Origin of the sequence: Streptomyces sp. NPDC053474 (assembly GCF_044544845.1) — a bacterium.
GTDB lineage: Bacteria > Actinomycetota > Actinomycetes > Streptomycetales > Streptomycetaceae > Streptomyces.
Genome location: NZ_JBITXV010000008.1, coordinates 206,745 through 226,053, shown reverse-complemented (window position 1 = coordinate 226,053; position 19,309 = coordinate 206,745). Strand labels below are relative to the sequence as shown.

Below are 19,309 nucleotides of genomic sequence, written 5' to 3'. Positions count from 1 at the left end.
CCGCGCGCCCTTTGTCGCGCCCGTGCCGCTCCGGTGGGTTTCGAAGGCCGGTGCGGGGCGTCACCATGGAGGCATGGATCCCCAACAGCACGCCCGAGTGGATGAGTTGACGCGCGATCCGTATCCGCTGTACGCGCGCGCCCGGGCTGCCAAGGGGCTCACGTACGTCCCCGAGTTCGGCGCCTGGCTGGTGGCGCGGGACGCGGACGTGCGGGAGGTGCTGCGGCGGCCCGACGTGTTCTCGTCGGCGAACGCGGTCCGCGGGGGTGTGCGGCCCTCCCCGGCGGCGCTCGCGGTCCTCGCCGACGGCGACGGCCTCAGCCCTCGCGGCGAGGTGGTGATCACCTCGGACGGCCTCGCCCACCAGCGGCTGCGCGCGCCGATCGTGCGCGGTCTCGGCCCGGCCCGGGTGGCCGCCGCGCTGCCCTTCGTGGCCGAGCGCGCCGAGGCCCTCGTGGACGCGTTCGCGGACCAGGGCCGCGTGGAGCTGATGGAGGCGTACGCCATGCGCCTGCCGGGCGAGGTGGTCGGGCACGTGCTCGGCTTCGACCCGGCCGACGTGCCGCTCGTGGTGCGGGCCGGGCACCGCACCGAGGCCCTGCTGTTCCGGCCCCTCAGCGAGGAGGAGCAGCTGGCGGCGGCGCACGACATGGTCGCGCTGAAGCGGCTCCTCGACGGCTATGTGCGCGACCGGTACGCCGCCCCGCGCGACGACCTGTGCAGCGAGCTGGTCACCTCGCTGGTCACGGCCGACGACGCGGAGGAGGGCGAGCCGGGGCTGCTCACGCTCGCCCAGCGCACCGAGCTCGTCGCCCATCTGAACAACTTCCTGCTCGCCGGGCACCTGACCACGACCGCCCTGATCGGCACGGCGTTCCTGCACCTGCTGAGCAACCCCGACCAGTGGCGGATGGTGTGCGAGCGGCCGGAGCGGATGATCCCGGCCGCCATCGAGGAGACGGCCCGCTTCGACACCGCCCTCCAGGCGTTCAGGCGCGTCACCACGCGGCCCGCGACGCTCGCGGGCACCGAGCTGCCCGCGGGCGCCGAGCTCCTGGTCGCGTTCGGCGCGGCCGGGCGCGACGACGCGCGCTATCCGCGCCCCGACGTCTTCGACATCACCCGGCCCGCCGCCGCCCGCCACGTGGCCTTCGGCCTCGGCGCCCACGCCTGCCCCGGGGCCCAGCTCGCCCGGGAGCAGCTGCGGCTGACCCTGGAGCTGTTCACGCGCCGCTTCCCGTCCTTGCGGATCGCCGCCGACGGGCCCGCGGTCACGATGCGGCCCTCGCTCATCCACCGCGCCCCGGAGGCCCTGCACCTCACCTGGTGAGGCGGGCCGTCAGCGGTAGACCTTGCCCGGCTCCGCCTTGCCCGGCGCGAGCAGCTGGGGCACGGTGACGAAGACGTAGCCGCGCTTCTTCAGCTCGGTGATGATGCCGGGCACCGCGGGGACCGTGCCCTTGTAGATGTCGTGCAGCAGGATGATGCCGTCGCGCCCGGCCTGGTCGAGCACCCGCTTCTCGATCAGCGCGGAGTCCTCGGTCGTGTAGTCCTTCGCCGTCACCGTCCAGAGGATCTCGGCCAGGCCGAGCTCGCGCGAGAGCTTGTTGACGGTGTCGTTCGTCCGGCCCTGCGGGGGCCGCATCAGCGTCGGCTTCTTGCCGATGAGCTTCTCGATCGCCTTGTTCGGGCGCTCCAGCTCGGCCCGCGCCTCGGCGGGCTTGATCTTGGTGAGGATCTTGTGCGACCAGGTGTGGCTCGCGACCTCGTGGCCCTCGGCGTCCATCTGCTTGACCAGCTCGGGGTACTTCTCGATGTGGTTCTTGCCGAGCGTGAAGAAGGTCGCGGGCACCTTCTCCTTCTTGAGGATCTTCAGCAGCCGCGGGGTGTTCTCGCTGGGGCCCGCGTCGAAGGTCAGCGCGATGCACTTGGCCTTGCGGCAGTCCACGGTGCCGAACGCGGCGCGGTCTTCGCCCTTCGCGTCCGCAGCGTCCTTGCGGACGGAGCTGGGGGAGACGGTGTCGAGCTTGGTGCAGCCGGTGAGGGCGAGGGCGGCGGCCACGCCGGCGGCGAGCGCGGCACCGCCGAACCTGGTGCGCGGAAGCAACTTCTTCCCTGTCTTCGTCATCTTGCTGGTCGGCATAACTATCGGACGCATGCGCGCACTATACATGCCGTGTATACGTCCCGTTGATAGCGCCTCGGGAGCCCGATGAGCGGGACGTTCGCACCGCGCGCCCACCGTACGCGCCCCGCGCCGCGGGGACGCGCCACCGCCCTGCGCCCGGTCGCGCCTGCGAAGGGTGGGACGGCAGGGGCGCCTGGGCCTGCTGTGGATGGCCGGTAGTCGGCGCAATCTCATCTGGCGGGACGGCCGCGTCGCACCGCAGCATGGCCAGTTGCCCGCGACCTCGCCAGGGGGCCACGGGTGTGCGAAACGGGGGAACGACCATGCCAGGGACAGGACTGTCATCAGCCATGCCCGCGCGCGGGCGGGGCACGTCGAAACGGGGGGCGCCCCGCCAGGAGCTCCGGCAGGAACCGCGCAAGGAACGCGGGCCCGACGGGGAGGCCACGCCACCGAATGATCAAGGAGCATCCCTTCAGCAGGGCAGGGGGGTGCTCGTGGGAGCCTTCGCCCTGCTCGACGCGTTGCGTCGCCGCGGCGGTGAGGCCGGACTCACCGAACTCGCCCTCGCCTGCGCCCTGCCCAAGGGCAGCGCGCACCGCCTCCTCGACCAGCTCGGCCTGCTCGGCGCCGTGGAGCGCAGAGGCAACCGCTACGCCGTCGGGCCGCAGCTCTTCCGGCTCGGCCAGGCCTGGCAGCCCTACCCGGGGCTGCGCGCCGCGTCCCGCATCCCGCTGCACCGGCTGCGCGCCTCCACCGGCGCCAGCGTCGTGCTCACCGTGCTGCGCGACGAGCTCGCCCTGACCGTGGCCTCGGTGCCCGGCCGGGTCGAGGGCGTGGTGCCGGTGCGCAACGGCATGAGCTTCCCGCTGGACACGGCCGCCGGGCGGGTCTTCACCGACGGCCCGCGCGGCCCGCTCCTGGACCGCGAGCAGGTCCAGGAGGGCGTGTCCTGCGTCGCCGTGCCCGTGCGGGCGCCGGACGGGCACACCGTCGCGGCCCTCGCCGCCGTGGTGCCCGCGCACCAGCGGCTCGCCCAGGTCGCGGCCGAGACGGCCGCCGCGTCCGCGGCCATCGAGAGCAGGCTGACCCGGATGCCGCCGCGGGAGGCCGCGGCCCGCTCGGCCATGCTCCTGTACTGAATTCCCGCTCCCGTGGGCGGGGGCCGCGCGGGTGTTCCGGTGAGTGGAACTCCCATGGCGCGGCCCCCGCCGCATTCGTCATGGTGAGGTCACCCGGCGGTCGGGGAATTGCCGACCGCATTCGGGAGAGGCCGCGGGCGGACCGCCGCCGGACGCCGGACGAACGCCTACGGAACGAATCTGGGGGAATCCATGGACGGTGCCGAAGGCCCGGAGATCATCATCTGGGACATCACGTACGCGTGTCCGCTGCGCTGTGTCCACTGCTATTCCGAATCCGGCCGACGGCCCGCACGGCACCTGCGTTCGGCCGCGGACGGACTGCGCGTCGCCGACGCGTTCCTCGCCCTGAAGCCCCGCGTGGTGTCCCTCGCGGGCGGCGAGCCGCTGCTCATCAAGAACCTCCTGGACATCGCCGGGAAGCTCACCGCCGCGTCCGTCTCCACCTGCCTGTACACCAGCGGCTGGCTGTTCGACGAGGGCCTGCCCGACCGGCTCGCCGAGGTGTTCAGCCAGATCACGGTCAGCGTCGACGGGGCCCACAAGGCGACCCACGACCGGGTGCGCGGGCGGGCCGGATCCTTCGACCGCGCCCTGACCGCGCTCGGCCATCTCGACGCGGCGGCCGCGCGCCGCGCCGCCGCGGGCCTCGGACCGCTGAATTTCACCTCCGAATACGTGGTCCTGCGCAGCAACATAGGCGAGCTTGAGGATTTCGTACGCCTCATGGCACAGCGCTTCCCGCGCCTGGGCAGCATCACCTTCAACGCCGCCGCGCCCGCCGGACTCGGCAGCGGAGTGGAATTCGGCGAGACCGAATTGCTGTTCGACGAGCAGCTGGAACACCTGGTCTCCGCGGAATTCCGGCAGCACCTCCAGGACCTCGCGGGCCCGGACATCCGCGTCTTCACCACCGACAACCTCGGCCTCGTCATGCCGCCCGACCCGCGCCTGCCGCGCGACGGCTCCCACGTGATGCAGGTCGAGCCCGACGGCGAGGTGCGCTGGATGCCCGTGTACGAGGGCTCCGTCGGCAACCTCCTGCACGACGACCCGCACGCGATCTGGGCCCGCGCCAAGGAGCGCTGGGCCGACCCGGACGTCCTCGCGGTCCTGGAGCCGGTGCGGACCGTGCGCGAGTGGGCCCGCGCGGTCCGGCTGCTCAACGACCGGTTCGCCGCGGACGCGGACCGCGAGCGCCTGGAGAAGCGCAAGGCGCCGGTGCCGGTCGCCCTCACGGCCAGGCCCTCGTGATGGCCGAGGCGCCCGCCGCGCCTTCGCCCGCGGCCCCACCGCCGCCGCCGATGATGACGCCGGAGGACTTCCACCGCTTCTCGCTCGCCGACCCCGACTTCTTCGAACGCCCCGAGCTGCTCGCCGACGACGCCGACCGGTTCGCGGCCGCCCGCCTCGACGCGCCGCCCGGCTGGCGGCGGACCACGTCGGACTGGTGGATCCAGCTGCGGCCCGCACGTCTGGCGCTGCCCGCCGAGGGCTGGCTCCTGCACGTCTCCGTCGGCCTCGCGGACCTGGAGAAGGCCGTCGAGATCGTCTGGGGCCACTGCGTGGAGCGCGGCGTCCCCTTCGACTTCGTACGCGGCACCTCCACGGCCCGCGAGGTCAACGGCGACAGCGCCGACCGCTTCGGCTGCGGCAGGCTCATCACCCTCTACGCCGTCGACGACGCCGTCCTCACCGGCACGCTCACCGACCTCGCCGTCCTGCTGCACGGCCTGTCCGGGCCCCGCGTGCTCGGCGCCCTCACCCACCGCGACGGGCCGCTGCACGTGCGCCACGGCGCGTACGACGGCTCGGCGCGGCCCGGCACCGCCGTCTTCGCGCCGCCCCAGGACCGGCCGCTGCCCCGGATCCTCGCCGACGACCTCGTCGCTCAGCACGCCACGCCCGCTGACGACTTCCCGTACCGGGTGCGCAGCGCGCTGCGGCTCGGCTGCGGCGGCGGCACCTACCTCGCCCGCACCGGCCCCGGCGAGGGCCGCACCGTCGTCCTCAAGGAGGCCCGCCCCGGCGCGGGGCTCGACCGCGACGGAGCCGACGCCGTCACCCGCCTCGCCCGCGAACACCGGAACCTGGAACACCTCGCGGGCCTCGACTGCGTCCCGGTGCCGGGGGGCTACCGCACCGCCCAGGGGCACCACTTCCTCGAACGGGAGTACATCGAGGGCACCAACCTCTTCGCCGAGAGCCTCCACCTGCCCCTGGGCGTCGAGGAGTACGCGCGCCGCGAGGCGCCCGGCTACGCCCGCTGGGCCCACGGCGTCCTGGAGCACCTGGCCCGCACCCTCGACGTCGTTCGCGAACGGGGCCTGCGCCTGGGCGAGTTGAAGCCCCACAACGTCGTCCTGCGCCCGAGCGGCGAAGTCGTCCTGGTCGACCTCGCCTCCGCCACCGCCCTCGACGACGACCGGCCGCCCGCGCACGGCGACCCCGGCCACACCGTGCCCCCGGGACTGACCGCCGTACAGGCGCACGCGTATCTGCTGCACCGCGTGCGCGTGGCGCTGCTGCTGCCCGTCGACCTCGACGACCCCGTCAAGGTCCCCACCGTCGTCGCCGCCCTGGCCCGGCACTACCCGCTGCCGCCAGGGCAGGGCGAGCGGATCCTCGCCGGACTCCTGCCCCAGGGGCGGCCCGAACAGCCCGACACGGCGGGCGAGTTGTTCGCCGCCGAGCCGTTCGACTGGCCCCGCGTCCGGGACGCGCTGGTCCGCGGCATCCACCGCTCGGCCACGCCCGAGCGCGCCGACCGGCTCTTCCCGGGCACGCCCACCGGGCCCCGGGCACTCGGCGGCGCCGCGTTCGGGTACGGCGCGGCCGGGGTGCTCTACGCCCTGCACCGGGCGGGCGCCGAGGTCCCCGACCATTTCACGCGCTGGCTGACCGACGCCGCGCGCGCTGTCACCGACCCGCCGCCCGGCCTGTACGACGGGCTGCACGGCGTGGCGTACACCCTGGACCTGCTCGGCCACCGCGACGAGGCGCTCGCCGTGCTTGAGCGGTGCGTGACCCCGCCGGGGCCCGACCTGTACGGCGGGCGCGCGGGGGCCGCCCTGAACCTGCTGCACTTCGCCGACGTCACCGGCGAGCGGCGCTTCGAGGACGAGGCCCTGCGCCTGGCTCGGACGCTCGCCGCCGAGACGCCCGCGCCGCGGCCCGACCGCTACGAGCCCGTCGGCCTGCTGCACGGCCCGACCGGCGTCGCCGCGCTCTTCTGCCGCCTGCACGAACGCACCGGCGACGTGCGCCACCTCGACCAGGCCGAGTGGCACCTGGCGCACGACCTCGCCCGGTGCGTGACCTCGCCCGACGGCGGCGTCCAGCTGCGGCACGCCACCACGACGCTGCCCTATCTGCACGGCGGCAGCTGGGGCCTCGCGGCCGTGCTCCCGCATCTGCTGCGCCACCGCCCCGACGCCACCCGGGCGGCCCTCCTGGACGGCGTCCACCGCACCTGCGGCACCGTCTACGTGCGGTTCCCCGGGCTGCTCAGGGGCCGGGCGGGCGCGATCGCCACGCTCGCGGCGGCCCACCACGGGGACCCGGCGCACGAGGCCGCCGCGGCGCACCGGACCTCCCTGGAGGCCCAGATCCGCCTGCTCTCCTGGCACGCCCGCACCTGGCGGGGCGCGCTCGCCTTCCCGGGGCTGCGGATGCCCCGGCTCTCCATGGACTTGGCCACCGGCTCCGCCGGTGTCCTGCTCGCCCTGGCCGCGGCCTTCGAAGGGGCCCTTGCCCTGCCGCACCTCCAGCCGTGGCCAGCCCGTACGACCGGACGGACGAGAGGAGGTGAACACCATGACCGACATCCTCGAACTCCAGGAGCTTGAGGAGGAGACCCTGTCGCTGTGGCCCTGCAACTCCGGCAGCAGCAAGAGCGGTTTCGCGTTCCTCTGAGCGTCACGGCGCTCCTGAAGGGTCGAGCGGCCGGCGGTGACGCCCTGGCCGCGGCCGCTCGACTCCGGCCCCGCACGGAAGGACCCGAGCCATGAGCCACCCCGGCGCCGCCCCGCTCTTCGCCGACGGCCTGGAACACTTCGACGACGAGGCGACGTGGTTCGCCCGCACCCGCGCCCCCGCGCCGGACGGCTGGGAGCGCGCCGAGCAGGGCCCCTGGGTCAACTTCCAGGCCGTCGGCACCCGGCTGCCCCGGCAGGGCTGGAAGGTGCACGCGTCGGCGACCCTCGCGGACGCCGAGCGCGTCGTCGACACCGTCGCGGACTACTGCCTCGCCCACTCCATCGCCTTCAAGTTCCTGCGCGGCACCGCGATCCTGAAGCAGGTCAACGGCAAGCCCGCCGCCCGCTCCGCCGGCGGCAAGCTCGTCACCCTCTACCCCGCGACCGACACTGTCCTGGAACTCGCCCTCAAGGAGCTCTCGGCGCTCCTGCACGGCGTCGAGGGCCCCTACGTCCTCAACGACCTGCGCTGGGGCCCCGGCCCGCTGTACCTGCGCTACGGCGGCTTCGAGGAGCGCTACTGCTTCTCGCCCGAGGGCGCGTACGTGGCGGCCGTGGCCCGGCCCGACGGCGTCCTCGTGCCGGACACGCGCGGCGCCTCCTTCAAGGTGCCCCCGTGGGCGGAGGTCCCCGCGTTCGTCCAGGCGCAGCTCGACGCCGCGCGGGCGGAGCGCACCGGGGCCTTCCCCTACCGCGTGGAGAAGGTGCTCCTGTTCAGCAACGGCGGCGGCGTCTACCGCGCCGTGGAGTCGGCGACGGGCCGCACGGTGGTCCTGCGCGAGGCCCGCCCGCACGCCGGGCTCGACCTGGACGGCACCGACGCGGTGACCCGCCTGACCCGCGAGCACGCCATGCTGGAACGCCTCGACGACCTGCCCTGCGCCCCGAGGGCGTACGGCCGCGTCCGCCACTGGGAACACCACTTCCTGGTGCAGGAGTTCATCGAGGGCGAGCCCCTGCACGAGGCGATCGGCCGCCGCCACCCGCTGCTGCGGCCCGCCCCCACCGAGGACGAGATCGCCGCCTACGCCGCCTGGGCGGACATCACGTACACGCGCGTCGAACGGGCCCTTGCCGCGCTGCACGCGCGCGGCATCGTCTTCGGCGACCTGAAGCCCGGCAACGTCATGGTCCGCCCCGACGGCTCCGTGTGCCTCGTCGACTTCGAGACGGCCCGGCACATCGGCGACGCCGTGCGCCCGGCCCTGGCCACCGAGGGGTTCAGCGCCCCCTGGGCGCACTCCGGGTTCGCCGTCGACGACCACGCCCTCGCCTGCGTCCGGCTCGCGCTGTACCTGCCGCTCACCGAACTGCTGCGGTTCGCGCCCGGGGAGCCCGCCAAGCACGAGCAGCTCGTCGCCGCGGCCGAGCGCCGCTTCCCGGTGCCCGCCGACTTCGGCCCCTCGCTGCGCCGCGCCCTGGCGCCCCCGGCGCAGGAGGACGCGCCCCGGCCCGCCTGGCCCGAGGCCCCGCAGGACTGGGACGCCCTCCTGGACGGGATGCGCGACGCGATCGTCGACAGCGCGACACCCGGCCGCGAGGACCGGCTCTTCCCCGGTGACGTACGGCAGTTGGAGCACCAGGGCGCCGCGCTCGCGTTCGGGGCCGCCGGGGTGCTGCACGCGCTGCGCGTCACCGGCCGCGACGACCACCCGGCCTTCGCGGAGCACACCGACTGGCTGGTCGCGGCCGCCCGCCGCACCCGGTGGCCGCGCCCCGGCCTGTACGACGGCGTGGCGGGTGTCGCCTGCGTCCTCGACGAACTGGGCCTGCGCGACGAGGCCCTTGCCGCCCTCGAAGGGCTGAAGGACGTCGAGCCGCACCGGTGCGGCCCCGGCCTCTTCGGCGGGCTCGCGGGCATCGGGCTCACCCTGCTGCGCTTCGGCGCGGACGCGCCCGCACTCGGCGGGCGGACGCGGGGCGCCGAGGCGGCCACGGCGGTCGGCCGGGAGCTGGTGCACCGCCTCGTCGGCGCCGACCCCGGCGCGAGGGGCCTGATGCACGGCTGGTCGGGCCCCGCCCTGCTCTTCACGCGCCTGTACGAGGCCACGGGTGACCCCTCCTGGCTGCGGCACGCCGAGACGGCCCTCGCGCGCGACGTCGGTGGCCTCGGCGTGCCGCGCGGGCCCCGCCTCCAGCTCCGCAGCGGCCCGCACTGGGTGCTGGGCCTCGAACGCGGCAGCGCGGGCATCGGCCTCGCCCTCGACGCGTATCTGCGGGTCCGCCACGACCCCCACCTGGCCGGGGTCCGCGACCGGATCCGCGACGGCCTGGACACCGAACTCCTGCTGGACAGCGGCCTGTTGACCGGCCAGGCGGGCGTCCTGCTCGCCTGCGCCCACCTGGGCGCGCCCACTAAGGCGCACCTCGGCGCGCTCGCCCTGCACGCGGTGCGCTTCCGGGGCCGCCCCGCGTTCGCCCTCGACGGTCGGCTGCGCCTGTCGATGGACCTCGCCACCGGCACGGCGGGCGTGCTGCTCGCCGTGCACGCCGCGCGCACCGGTGCGGCGCCGGACGCCTTGCCGTATCCGGCCCCGGCCGCCCGCTGCCCGTGACCGCCGCCGAGAGCCCGCCCGCCGCGCCCCACCGGCTGCTGCGCAACCGCGACTTCCAGCTGCTGCTGTGGGGGCAGGGCCTGTCCGTCCTCGGCTCCGGCGCCGCCGCCCTCACCCTGCCGCTGCTCGTCCTCGCCGAGACCGGCTCGCCGCTGCGGGTCGGCCTGGTCGAGGCGGTGTGGACCGGCGCCGTCGCCGTGGCGTGCCTGGCGGCGGGCCCCCTCGCCGACCGCTACGACCGGCGCGCGGTCATGCTGTGGTGCGAGTACGGCCGCGTCGCCGTCAGCGCCGCCTTCGCCGCCGCCATCGCCCTCGGCCGCGCCCCGCTGCCGGTGCTCCTGGGCGCCGGGGTGCTGCTCGGCCTGCTCACCGCGCCGTTCAGCACGGCCGGGCTCGCCTCCGTGCAGAAGGTCGTCCCGGAGAGCAGACTCGCCGCCGCGCTCACCCTCAACCGCGTCCGGAGCCAGCTCGCCGGGCTGCTCGGACCGCTCGCGGGCGGCGCCCTCTTCGCCCTCGACCCGAGCCTGCCGTACGCGCTCAACGCGCTCTCCTTCCTGGTCTCCGCCGCCACCGTGCACGCCCTGCGCACCCCGCTCGACGCCGTGGAACGGGCCGGGCCGCACTGGTGGCGGGCGTTTCGCGAAGGCGTCCGCTTCCTGTGGCGCGACCGGGTCCTGCGCCGCCTCACCCTGGTCGCCTCCGCGCAGAACTTCGCCGTCGACGGCGTCGCCCTCACCGTCGTCGTGGTCAGCGGGCGGCACGGCACGTCCAGCTTCACCATCGGCCTCCTGTACGACTTCTGGGCCGCCGGGGCGCTCGTCGGGGCCCTGCTCGCGCCGCGCCTCGTCGACCGGGTGCCGTACCGGACCGTGCTCCTGGCGTGCGGCGCGGTGTGCTCCCTCGTGGTGCCGCTGATGGCGGTGAGCGCCGCTCCCGCCGCCCTCGCCCCGCTGCTCGCCGCCTGCGCGGCCGCCGTCTCGCTCTCCGGCTCGGTCATGACGTACGCACAGGTCGTCCGCACCCCCGACACGCTCCAGGGGCGGGTGCACGGCGGCGTCGCGCTGCTCCTGCTCGCGGCGCCGCCGCTCGGCTCCGCGCTCGCGGGCCTGCTCCTCGAACGGTTCCCGGACGAGGTGCCCTATCTGGCCTTCGGCGCGCTGCTCCTGCTCCTCACCGCCGTCACGTCGCAGACGTCACCGACGTCGACCCTCTCGCCGCGCTCGGCGTAGACGGCGGCGTGCCCGACGACCCGCCCCCGGGGCGTCGCGCAGGTGAGCTGGTACGCCTCCTTCTCGCCGTACGTGGCCGGGAGCGGCGCGGCGAAGTCGACGCGCCCGCTCCAGTCGTCGACGGCGCCCGGGTCGGCCTGCGCGTAGTTGACGAGGACCGCGCGGTACTCACCGGGCGGCGGGTCGAGGAGGACGGCGCGGGCGGACGTCTCGCCGCTGGTGTCCGAGGCGACGGGCCTGCCGGAGGCGTCGTACAGATACAGGTCCCAGTGCGTGCGCGGCGACGTCCAGGACACGCCGACGGTCATCCTGCCGTTGTCCGCATCGGGCGGCCCGGCGACGCGGAACGTGAAGCTCTCCGCCGCCGGGTCGTCGGGGTAGCGCTCGTTGACCGGCGGCACCCCCGGCGGGTTGGCGACGGCGATGCCGTGCTGCGGCGGCCCCTGCGGGTCGCGCCCGTAGCGCCCGGCGACGTACGGCCGCGTCGAGGGGTTCACCGCCCACCAGAACCGCCCGCCGGGCGTGGTGAGGTGCGTGGTGAGGTCGTCCCGCACGGACAGCGGCGGCTTCGTCGAACCGTCGGGCTGGAGCACGGGCGAGGTCGGCGTCCGGAACGTCTTGTGCAGCGTCAGGCGGTGGCCCGCGGGCGCCCGGCCGGTCAGGGTCGCGTGCGTGGCCGGGTCCGCCGCGTGCGCGAGGACGGTGCGCAGCGCCCCGCGGTTGCCGCCCTTGCCCGCGCCCGCCGCCGGGGGCAGGCCCGCGTACTCGGCGACCACGGCCTCGGCGTACGGGCCGTGGAAGCCGCTGCCCGCCAGCTCGACGGTGAGGCCCCAGCCGCCGGTCGCCCAGTACGACCAGTCCTCGGTGGAGCCGGTGTTGTCGTACAGCTCCCAGCTCGCCCGGGACGGATAGCCGGTGCGGGCGGCGAGCGCGTCACCGAGCCTGCGGTACGCGGGCTCGTCGAGCGGCGGCCGGGTGCCGACGAGGCCGGGCGGGCGAAGCACGACGGCGGCCGGGGTGTGCAGCGTGGTCAGGTTCGTGACCTGGCGCGTGGACACCAGGGCGCGGACGTTGCGCACCTCGGGCTCGCTGAAGGGCGCGGGGCCGCGGTAGGTGTCGCCGTACCAGTCGAGCCCGGCGCCGGGGCCGCCCCAGAAGCCGCCGTAGTTGCGGTTGGGGTCGGTGCCCCGCGTGCGCCCGGCCGGGTTGGCGGCGCACGTGCCGGTCGCGTACTCGGGCGGCGAGTCCCGCACGCTGCAGTTCTTGCGCTTGGTCTCGTAGTCGAAGCGGGACTGGTCGCCCCGGGGCGCGGCCTCGCGGGAGACGGCGAAGCCGTCGGGGCTGACGACGGGCACGACGACGCTCCGGGTCCGCGCGACGAGCCGCCGCACGGACGCGTCGTGGGCGTGGCCGCGGACCAGGTCGTACGCCCACTCCAGGGCGACCTCCCCGCTCGGCCACTCGCGGGCGTGGTGCACGCCCAGGGTGAGGTTCACGGGCCTGCCGTCGCCGTGCCGCACGTCCGCGCCGATCTCGACGCCGACGACGTCCCGGCCCTCCCACGTCGGCTCGGGCAGGGTGAACGCCCTGACGAGGCGCGGGTGGGCGCGGGCCAGCTCCTTCATCTCGAACTCGTAGTCGTACAGGTGCCGGTAGCCGGTGCGTCCTGAGGGCAGCGGGGACCGCGCGGTGCGCGCCGCGTACACCCGGTCCGCACGGGCGTCCGCGGCCGCCTGCCGGGCGAGGTCGCGCCTGACGACCCGCCAGGTGAAGCCCGCGCGGGTCAGCGCGGCCCGGTCGGCGGCGTCGGCGAGCACGACGTCCAGGCCGTGCGCGTCGCCTCCGCCGGTGATGTCGAGGCCGAGCCGGGCGAGGCGGTCGCGGTCGGCCCGGCCGGGCGTGCGGACGCGGACGAGCTGGGGCGGGGCCGCGGCGGGCGGCCCGGCGCGGTCGCCGTGGAGCGGTGGCACCGGCCGCCCGGCCGCGGGCGTCCCCGGCGGCGTGGCCAGGAAGTCGAGCCCGAGCCGCACCGCGCGTGCGGGCCCGCCGTAGCGGCAGCCCTGCACCACGAGCCGCTGGCCGCGCTCGACGAAGCCCTCGGCCAGCTCGCGGGAGCGCGGGGCCGCCGACGCGGCGACGACCCTGCCCGTGTCCCGGTCGAACACGGCCAGGTCCCAGTCGCCCGCGCGCCGCCCGCCGGGGGCCAGGCGCGCCTGGACGATCCCGGCCACGGCCGCGGTCACCTCGCGCCGGTCGGCGCCCGCGGCCCCGGGCGGCAGCGGCCGCGCGAAACAGGACCGGGCCACCGGCCGGTCCGCCCGCAGCACGTCCGGGGGCGCCGCCCGCGCGGCGCCGCCGGACGGCACGCCGAGGGCCGCCGCCACGACCGCGAGCACGGCGGCGCCGACGGCCGCCCTTCCCGAACTCCCCACGCTGTCCCACCCCTTCGCATCGAGGACGACGGCCCTGACCGTGCGCGGCACCGTCGGCAGGAGCAGGGTCCCACCGCGGGGGAGCTCTCTCCCAGAGGCAGGGAGCGGGTTCCCACGCAGTGGGCGGGGGCTGCCCGGATGGTGTTGTCGATCTTGAGTGCGCAGGCTGGACGGGCCGGGCTTCCGGCCCCACCAGCCTCTTCCTCCAGGGGAGTTCACCGTGACCGACCGTTCAGCCTCCGCCCGTTCCCGCCGCTCAGGGCCTCGTACGCGCGTGGCGGTGGTGGCTCTGCTGGCCGCCGCCCTGGGCGCCGTGGGCACGCTGCCCGCGTCCGGGGCGCCGTCCCAGGGCCCGCGTGACGCCGTACGCGAGGACGCCGTACCCAAGGACTCTGTGCGCAAGGACATGGAGCGCCTGGTGCGCGACGCCCGCTTCCCCGCCGCCCTTCTCGCCACGGCCGACCGCGACGGGCGGGCCCGGCACTACACGGCCGGGGTCGCGGACCTGCGCACGAAGGGGAAGGTGCCGGTCGACGGGCGGGTGCGGGCGGGCAGCAACACCAAGACGTTCACCGCTACCGTGGTCCTCCAGCTGGTCGGCGAGGGCAAGGTCGACCTGGACGCCCCCGTCGAGACGTATCTGCCGAACCTGCTGCGCGGCGACGGCATCGACGGCCGGACCATCAAGGTCCGCCAGCTCCTCCAGCACACCAGCGGACTGCCCGAGTACACCGTCCCCATACTGAAGGACGTCTTCGGCAAGGCCCGCCACACCTACTACCAGCCCCGCGACCTGCTGGACATCGCGCTGAAGCACAAGGCGGACTTCGAGCCCGGCGCCCGCTGGGCGTACAGCAACACCAACTACGTCGTCGCCGGTCTGCTCATCGAGAAGGTCACGGGGCGCCCGCTGGCCGAGCAGCTCACCGAGCGGGTCATCGACCGCATAGGCCTGCGCCACACCTACTTCCCCGGTGTCGGCGAGGAGGGCATCCGGGGCCCGCACGCCCGGGGCTACGACGCGCCCAGGCCCGGGGCGCGGCTGCGGGACGTCACGAGGATCGACCCCTCCTGGGGCTGGGCCGCGGGTCAGCTGGTCTCCACCCCGGGCGATCTGAACCGGTTCTTCTCCGCGCTGCTCGGCGGCGAGCTCCTGAAGCCCGCGCAGCTCGCCCAGATGCGCACCACCGTCAAGGTGCCCGACGGCTTCAGCCAGGTGAAGGGGGTCCGGTACGGGCTCGGCCTGAGCCGTACCCCGCTGAGCTGCGGCGGAGCGATGTGGGGGCACGGCGGGAGCATCCCCGGCTCCTACACCTACCCGGGCGTGACCGACGGCGGCCGGGCCGCCACGATCGCCGTCACCGCCAACAGGGAGCCCACCCGGGACGCCTTCGCGAAGGCCGACGCCGTGGTGGACGCCGCACTGTGCCGCAAGTGAGCCGCCCCTACGGCGCGTTGGTGAAGGAGCGGCGGTAGGACCGGGGCGGCACGCCCCGGCGCCGTACGAACTGCTCGCGCAGCACGGCGGCGCTGCCGTAGCCGACGCGGCGGGCGATCTCCTCGATGGGCAGGTCCGTGGTCTCCAGGAGCTCCTCGGCGCCGCTGAGTCGCAGGTTCCGCAGCCAGGCGTGCGGGGTGGTGCCGGTCGCCGCGGTGAAGCGCCGGGCGAAGGAGCGCTTGCTCATCGCGGCGCGCCGGGCCAGCTCCGCGACGGGCAGCGGCTCGTGGAGGTGGGCGCGGGCCCAGGCCAGGACGTCGGCGAGCCGCTCGTCCCGGGCGTCCTCGGGGACGGGCGCGGCCAGGTACTGGGCCTGCCCGCCGTCGCGGTGGGAGGGCAGCACCATGTCACGGGCGACGGTGTTGGCGAGCGCCGCGCCGTGCTCGCGCCGCAGCAGGTGCAGGCACATGTCGAAGCCCGCGGCGGCCCCCGCGCCCGTGACGACGCGCCCCTCGTCGATGTAGAGGGCGTCGGACTCCACGCTGACGTCCGGGTGGCGGCGGGCGAGGAGTTCGGCGAACCGCCAGTGCGTGGTCGCCCGGCGGCCGTCGAGCAGCCCGGCCGCCGCGAGCGCGAAGGCGCCGACGCAGTGCGCCGCGACCAGCGCGCCGCGCGCGTGGGCGAGCCGCAGCGCGTCGAGCACGGCGGGCCCGGGAGGCGTGCGGAACCCCGTCGACGGCAGGGCGATCAGGAGGTCGGCGGCGGCGAGCCGGTCCAGGCCGTGCGCCACGGTGACCGGCACGCCGACGTCGGTGGTGACGGGGCCCGGCCGGTCGGCGCAGAGCGCGAAGTCGAAGGCGGGCAGGTCCGCGCCGTGCGGGGCGAACACCTCGGCGACGACGCCGACGGCGAGCATGCCGACCCCGGGCGGGGCGTAGGCGGCGACGTTGGTGAAGGGCGGCACGCGGGCAGTGTGCCACGTGGCACGAATCCCGCGATCGTAGGCAGTGATGCCACTCGTACGCCTCTGACCTGCTCGCGAGGATGGAGGCATGACAGACGCACCGCTCGGCCGCAGCGCCGTGTACACGATCCTGACCACCGGCTACGTGGGCTCCACCGGCCCCGGTGTCGCCGCGACCGTCTCCTATGTCGCCGACGCGGGCCGCCACGTCGTCTTCGACCCGGGCATGGTGGCGAGCACCGACGACATCCTCGGCCCGCTCGCGGAGCTCGGGCTCGGCCCGGACGACATCACCGACGTGGTGCTCAGCCACCACCACCCGGACAACGTCATGAACGCGGGCCTGTTCCGCCGGGCCCGGGTCCACGACCACAAGGTGGAGTACCGGGGCGACCAGTGGCGCAACCGGGACGCCGAGGGCCATGAACTCACCCCGTCGCTCCGGCTGATCCGCACCCCGGGGCACAGCCCCGAGGACATCACGCTCCTCGCGGGCACGGCCGACGGCGTGGTGGCCCTCGCCGGTGACCTGTGGTGGCACGCGGCGGGCCCGGCGGACGACCCCGTCGCTCCGGACCGCGCCGTCCTGCGCGCCTCCCGGCGCCGGGTCGTGGCCGTGGCGGACCTGATCGTGCCGGGCCACGGGGCCCCGTTCGCGCCCGACGGGACGACGCCGCTTTAGCAGGTGTGGTGTGAGGTTGTCAATGTTTCGAGGGGCGCGCGGGGCCCGGGGGTTGAGTGGGCGTCAGGGCGCGGAAGGCGGGCGCGGCACCCGTCCGGGGCTCCCGTCCGTCCCGTCAGCAGGACATTCCGCACGGGCGTAAACGGCGCGTGGCCACTGGCGCGATATCGCTCGGAAAGGCTTGTAGGGATTCGGCGCCCGGTCTAACGTGACGAACAACCGTGGCCGGTGAACATCATTTTCCCATTCGGGCGACTTCCCATCCGGAGGCAGCAATGCGCTTTCATCAAGTGTGGTCTGCGCCTGCCGAGTTCCGGATCCTGGAGCCGTGCGGGGAAGTGGCATTACGCTCGGCCGGGTCAAGGAACCAGAACGTTTGACGATACACGTGGTCGTTCCTCGAAGCGGCGGACCTGGTTATCGAATATTTCCGTTCGTAAAGGGTCTTTCGGTCGGTGGGGCGGTCCGTCCCCTGTCGGTCCCGGCACCTTCCTGGTTCCTGCCGCACGCCGTTCGACTGCCATTCGGACTTCCGGCATGCGCCTCGCGCAGGGGCGCGCCGGTTAACAGGACCGCTCACACCGCACAGAGAGACCAAAAGAAGGGCGCTCCCATGCAGGGTTCAGCAACAAACGAAAAGGAAGCCAGCACAGTGAGTGCAGCGGATGTGGAGCAATCGGCTCTGAAGTGGCTGCGGGACGAGCTGGACGATCAGGAGATCAGCGGCTCCGACAACTTCCTCGACATCGGCGGCCACTCGCTGACCTTCTCGAAGCTGAATGTTTTCCTCGGGGACTCGTTCGGCATCTCCCTCGACATGAAGACGACGTACGACGGGACCCTGGCCGCGGCGCTCCTCGCCGCGCAGCCGATCACCACCGAGCCGACCAGTAAGTAAGGGAGTCACCAGACATGACCAGCAGCCCCGTGCGTACGGAGTTCTCGCTGTCGGACGACGAATTGGCGTTCTTCGAGAAGAACGGCTACATCGGTCCGATCACCATCTACACGCCCGAGGAGATGGACCAGCTGTGGAAGACCGTCCAGCGCGAGACGCTGGACCGGTCGCACGCCGCGTACCCGGAGGTGGACAAGGGCGTCGGTGCCCCGAACATCTTCAACTACGACCGGCACCTGGACGTCGACCTGCTGGCCCGGCACGTCATGAACCAGCGGATCACCGACCGGGTCGCCTCGATCCTCGGCCCGGACCTGCTGTGCTGGCGTTCGGAGTTCTTCCCGAAGTACCCCGGCGACGAGGGCACCGACTGGCACCAGGCGGACACGTTCGCCAACGCCAGCGGCAAGCCGCAGCTGCTGTGGCCCGGTGAGTCCGAGGAGTCGTTCGGCGCCGGCACGCTCACCGTGTGGACCGCGTTCACCGAGTCCACCCGCGAGAACGGCTGCCTGCAGGTCATCCCCGGCACGCACCACCAGATGAACTACGACGAGTCCAAGCAGATGGACTACAACGAGGAGCGCATCAACTCCGAGGTCAAGGACGGCGTTCCGCGCGGCTTCTTCGGTTACGACTACCGGCAGCTGCAGAAGGACCCGAACTGGAAGCCCAACGAGGAGGACGCGGTCTCCTTCGAGATGGAGAAGGGCCAGTGCATCATCTTCTGGTCCACGCTGATGCACGCCTCGCTGCCGAACATCTCCACCGGCAAGAACTACCGCATGGGCTTCGCGACCCGCTACGTGCCCACCTCGGTGCAGATCTACCCCGGCACCGACCACATCGAGGAGTACGGCGGGAACATCTCGCTGGACAAGTGGTCGGCGGTGCTCGCCCGCGGCCGTGACGAGTTCGGTCACAACAAGATCGCCACGGAGACGCTGCGCGGCACGAAGTACCTGCCCGCGTAAGCCGGGCCGCGCCGCGGAGCAGCGGCGCGCCGTGACGGGATGACGACCCGCGGCCCACCCGGCCGCGGGTCGTCACCCTGAGCGCTCCACCGGGGCCGCCGTCCGGGCCCCTGGGGGGCGCCGCACCTTCCATCACCACCTCCGGGGGACAGCAGCACCGTGACCACACCCAGTACGCCGAGACCCGCGGTCGCCTTCATACCGCCCTCCTGCTGCGGAGCGGGCTACTTCCGCCGGCTGCGCCGCGAGCTGGGCGACCGGGTCACCTTCCACGCCCTCGAACTCCCCGGCCACGGCCGCCGCTACCAGGAGGCCCCGCTCACCGACGCCGCCGAGGCCGTCGCGGACCTCGTCGCCCGCGTCGACGCTCCGCTCGACGCCCTGTACGGCGAGAGCCTGGGCGCCTACCTCGCCCTGGGCGTGGCCGACGCGCTCCAGCAGGAGCGGCCCCCGCTGCTGCTCGCCGCGTCCAACTCCCCGCCCTCGGTGCGCGGCCCGATCCACGCCGAGAAGCTGGACACCATCGAGGCCGCGGTCGCCGCGCTGCGCGCGATGGGCGGCGAGATACCCCCGGAAGTGATCAGTGACCCCGCACTCGCCGAGAGCGCCTATCCGTTGATCCGCGCGGACCTCTTCCTCTCCCAGTCCTGCATCGACCTGGTCCGCGGCAGCGTCGCGGCCGGGGACCTGACGGTCCTCGCGGGCACCGGCGACACCGCGCTGACCCGCCTGGAGGCGTGGTCGGCGCACACCCGGGGGCGCTGCGAGGTGGCGTCCCTCTCCGGCGGGCACCTGCTGTCCGCGACGAACCCCGCGGCCGTCGCCGAGCACGTCCTGGCGGCGCTGGCCCGCGGCTGAGGCCACCGGGCCCAAGGCCGTCGGCCCGAGGCCGG

Annotated in this window: 14 protein-coding genes; 11 read left to right on the top strand and 3 right to left on the bottom strand. The window is 74.5% G+C overall.

Annotated elements, in window-relative coordinates:
* The first annotated feature begins 73 nt into the window (after positions 1 to 73).
* Entirely contained in the window at positions 74 to 1,330 is a 1,257-nt protein-coding gene (locus ACIG3E_RS20745; RefSeq protein WP_399618300.1) for a cytochrome P450, read from the top strand.
* Positions 1,331 to 1,339: 9 nt separating this feature from the next.
* Here the strand turns inward: ACIG3E_RS20745 and ACIG3E_RS20740 are convergent, their stop codons facing one another.
* Positions 1,340 to 2,128 carry a polysaccharide deacetylase family protein gene (locus ACIG3E_RS20740; RefSeq protein WP_399618842.1) on the bottom strand — a complete coding sequence of 263 codons (789 nt, stop codon included), beginning with the start codon at positions 2,126 to 2,128 and terminating at the stop codon, positions 1,340 to 1,342.
* A 497-nt stretch (positions 2,129 to 2,625) separates the two neighbouring features.
* On the opposite strand from ACIG3E_RS20740, the gene ACIG3E_RS20735 reads away from it, so the two are divergent.
* The 5 genes from ACIG3E_RS20735 (at position 2,626) to ACIG3E_RS20715 (ending at position 11,031) form a co-directional block, all read left to right on the top strand.
* The gene (locus ACIG3E_RS20735; protein ID WP_399618297.1) at positions 2,626 to 3,270 is read left to right on the top strand and encodes a helix-turn-helix domain-containing protein; all 645 of its coding nucleotides are present in this window, start codon (positions 2,626 to 2,628) and stop codon (positions 3,268 to 3,270) included.
* A gap of 192 nt (positions 3,271 to 3,462) precedes the next feature.
* Positions 3,463 to 4,524 (top strand): radical SAM protein, encoded by a 1,062-nt coding sequence (locus ACIG3E_RS20730; protein WP_399618295.1) that lies wholly within the window; start codon positions 3,463 to 3,465, stop codon positions 4,522 to 4,524.
* The gene (gene lanKC, locus ACIG3E_RS20725; protein ID WP_399618292.1) at positions 4,524 to 7,118 is read left to right on the top strand and encodes a class III lanthionine synthetase LanKC; all 2,595 of its coding nucleotides are present in this window, start codon (positions 4,524 to 4,526) and stop codon (positions 7,116 to 7,118) included. The genes ACIG3E_RS20730 and lanKC (ACIG3E_RS20725) overlap by 1 nt, the downstream gene beginning before the upstream one ends.
* Before the next feature lie 158 nt (positions 7,119 to 7,276).
* Complete coding sequence (gene lanKC, locus ACIG3E_RS20720) at positions 7,277 to 9,802, top strand: class III lanthionine synthetase LanKC (RefSeq protein WP_399618289.1); 2,526 nt, start codon at positions 7,277 to 7,279, stop codon at positions 9,800 to 9,802.
* Entirely contained in the window at positions 9,799 to 11,031 is a 1,233-nt protein-coding gene (locus ACIG3E_RS20715) for an MFS transporter (protein ID WP_399618286.1), read from the top strand. Before lanKC (ACIG3E_RS20720) ends, ACIG3E_RS20715 begins: the two co-directional genes overlap by 4 nt.
* On the opposite strand, the gene ACIG3E_RS20710 is transcribed toward ACIG3E_RS20715, so the two are convergent.
* On the bottom strand, positions 10,941 to 13,463 hold the full coding sequence (locus tag ACIG3E_RS20710; RefSeq protein WP_399618283.1) for a M14 family zinc carboxypeptidase: 2,523 nt from the start codon (positions 13,461 to 13,463) through the stop codon (positions 10,941 to 10,943). The genes ACIG3E_RS20715 and ACIG3E_RS20710 overlap by 91 nt on opposite strands.
* Before the next feature lie 220 nt (positions 13,464 to 13,683).
* On the opposite strand from ACIG3E_RS20710, the gene ACIG3E_RS20705 reads away from it, so the two are divergent.
* Positions 13,684 to 14,901 (top strand): serine hydrolase domain-containing protein, encoded by a 1,218-nt coding sequence (locus ACIG3E_RS20705; protein ID WP_399618280.1) that lies wholly within the window; start codon positions 13,684 to 13,686, stop codon positions 14,899 to 14,901.
* Positions 14,902 to 14,908: 7 nt separating this feature from the next.
* Here the strand turns inward: ACIG3E_RS20705 and ACIG3E_RS20700 are convergent, their stop codons facing one another.
* Positions 14,909 to 15,817 (bottom strand): GlxA family transcriptional regulator, encoded by a 909-nt coding sequence (locus ACIG3E_RS20700; protein WP_399618840.1) that lies wholly within the window; start codon positions 15,815 to 15,817, stop codon positions 14,909 to 14,911.
* A gap of 136 nt (positions 15,818 to 15,953) precedes the next feature.
* Between ACIG3E_RS20700 and ACIG3E_RS20695 the strand changes: the two genes are divergently transcribed.
* The 4 genes from ACIG3E_RS20695 to ACIG3E_RS20680 all read left to right on the top strand — a co-directional run bounded on the left by ACIG3E_RS20695 (position 15,954) and on the right by ACIG3E_RS20680 (position 19,274).
* Complete coding sequence (locus tag ACIG3E_RS20695) at positions 15,954 to 16,547, top strand: MBL fold metallo-hydrolase (RefSeq protein ID WP_399618278.1); 594 nt, start codon at positions 15,954 to 15,956, stop codon at positions 16,545 to 16,547.
* A 652-nt stretch (positions 16,548 to 17,199) separates the two neighbouring features.
* A complete protein-coding gene (locus tag ACIG3E_RS20690) occupies positions 17,200 to 17,445 on the top strand; it encodes an acyl carrier protein (RefSeq protein ID WP_399618276.1) in 246 nt (81 codons plus the stop codon).
* 14 nt (positions 17,446 to 17,459) lie between these two features.
* Entirely contained in the window at positions 17,460 to 18,416 is a 957-nt protein-coding gene (locus tag ACIG3E_RS20685) for a chlorinating enzyme (RefSeq protein ID WP_399618273.1), read from the top strand.
* Positions 18,417 to 18,575: 159 nt separating this feature from the next.
* On the top strand, positions 18,576 to 19,274 hold the full coding sequence (locus ACIG3E_RS20680) for a thioesterase II family protein (protein ID WP_399618270.1): 699 nt from the start codon (positions 18,576 to 18,578) through the stop codon (positions 19,272 to 19,274).
* Positions 19,275 to 19,309 lie beyond the last annotated feature (35 nt).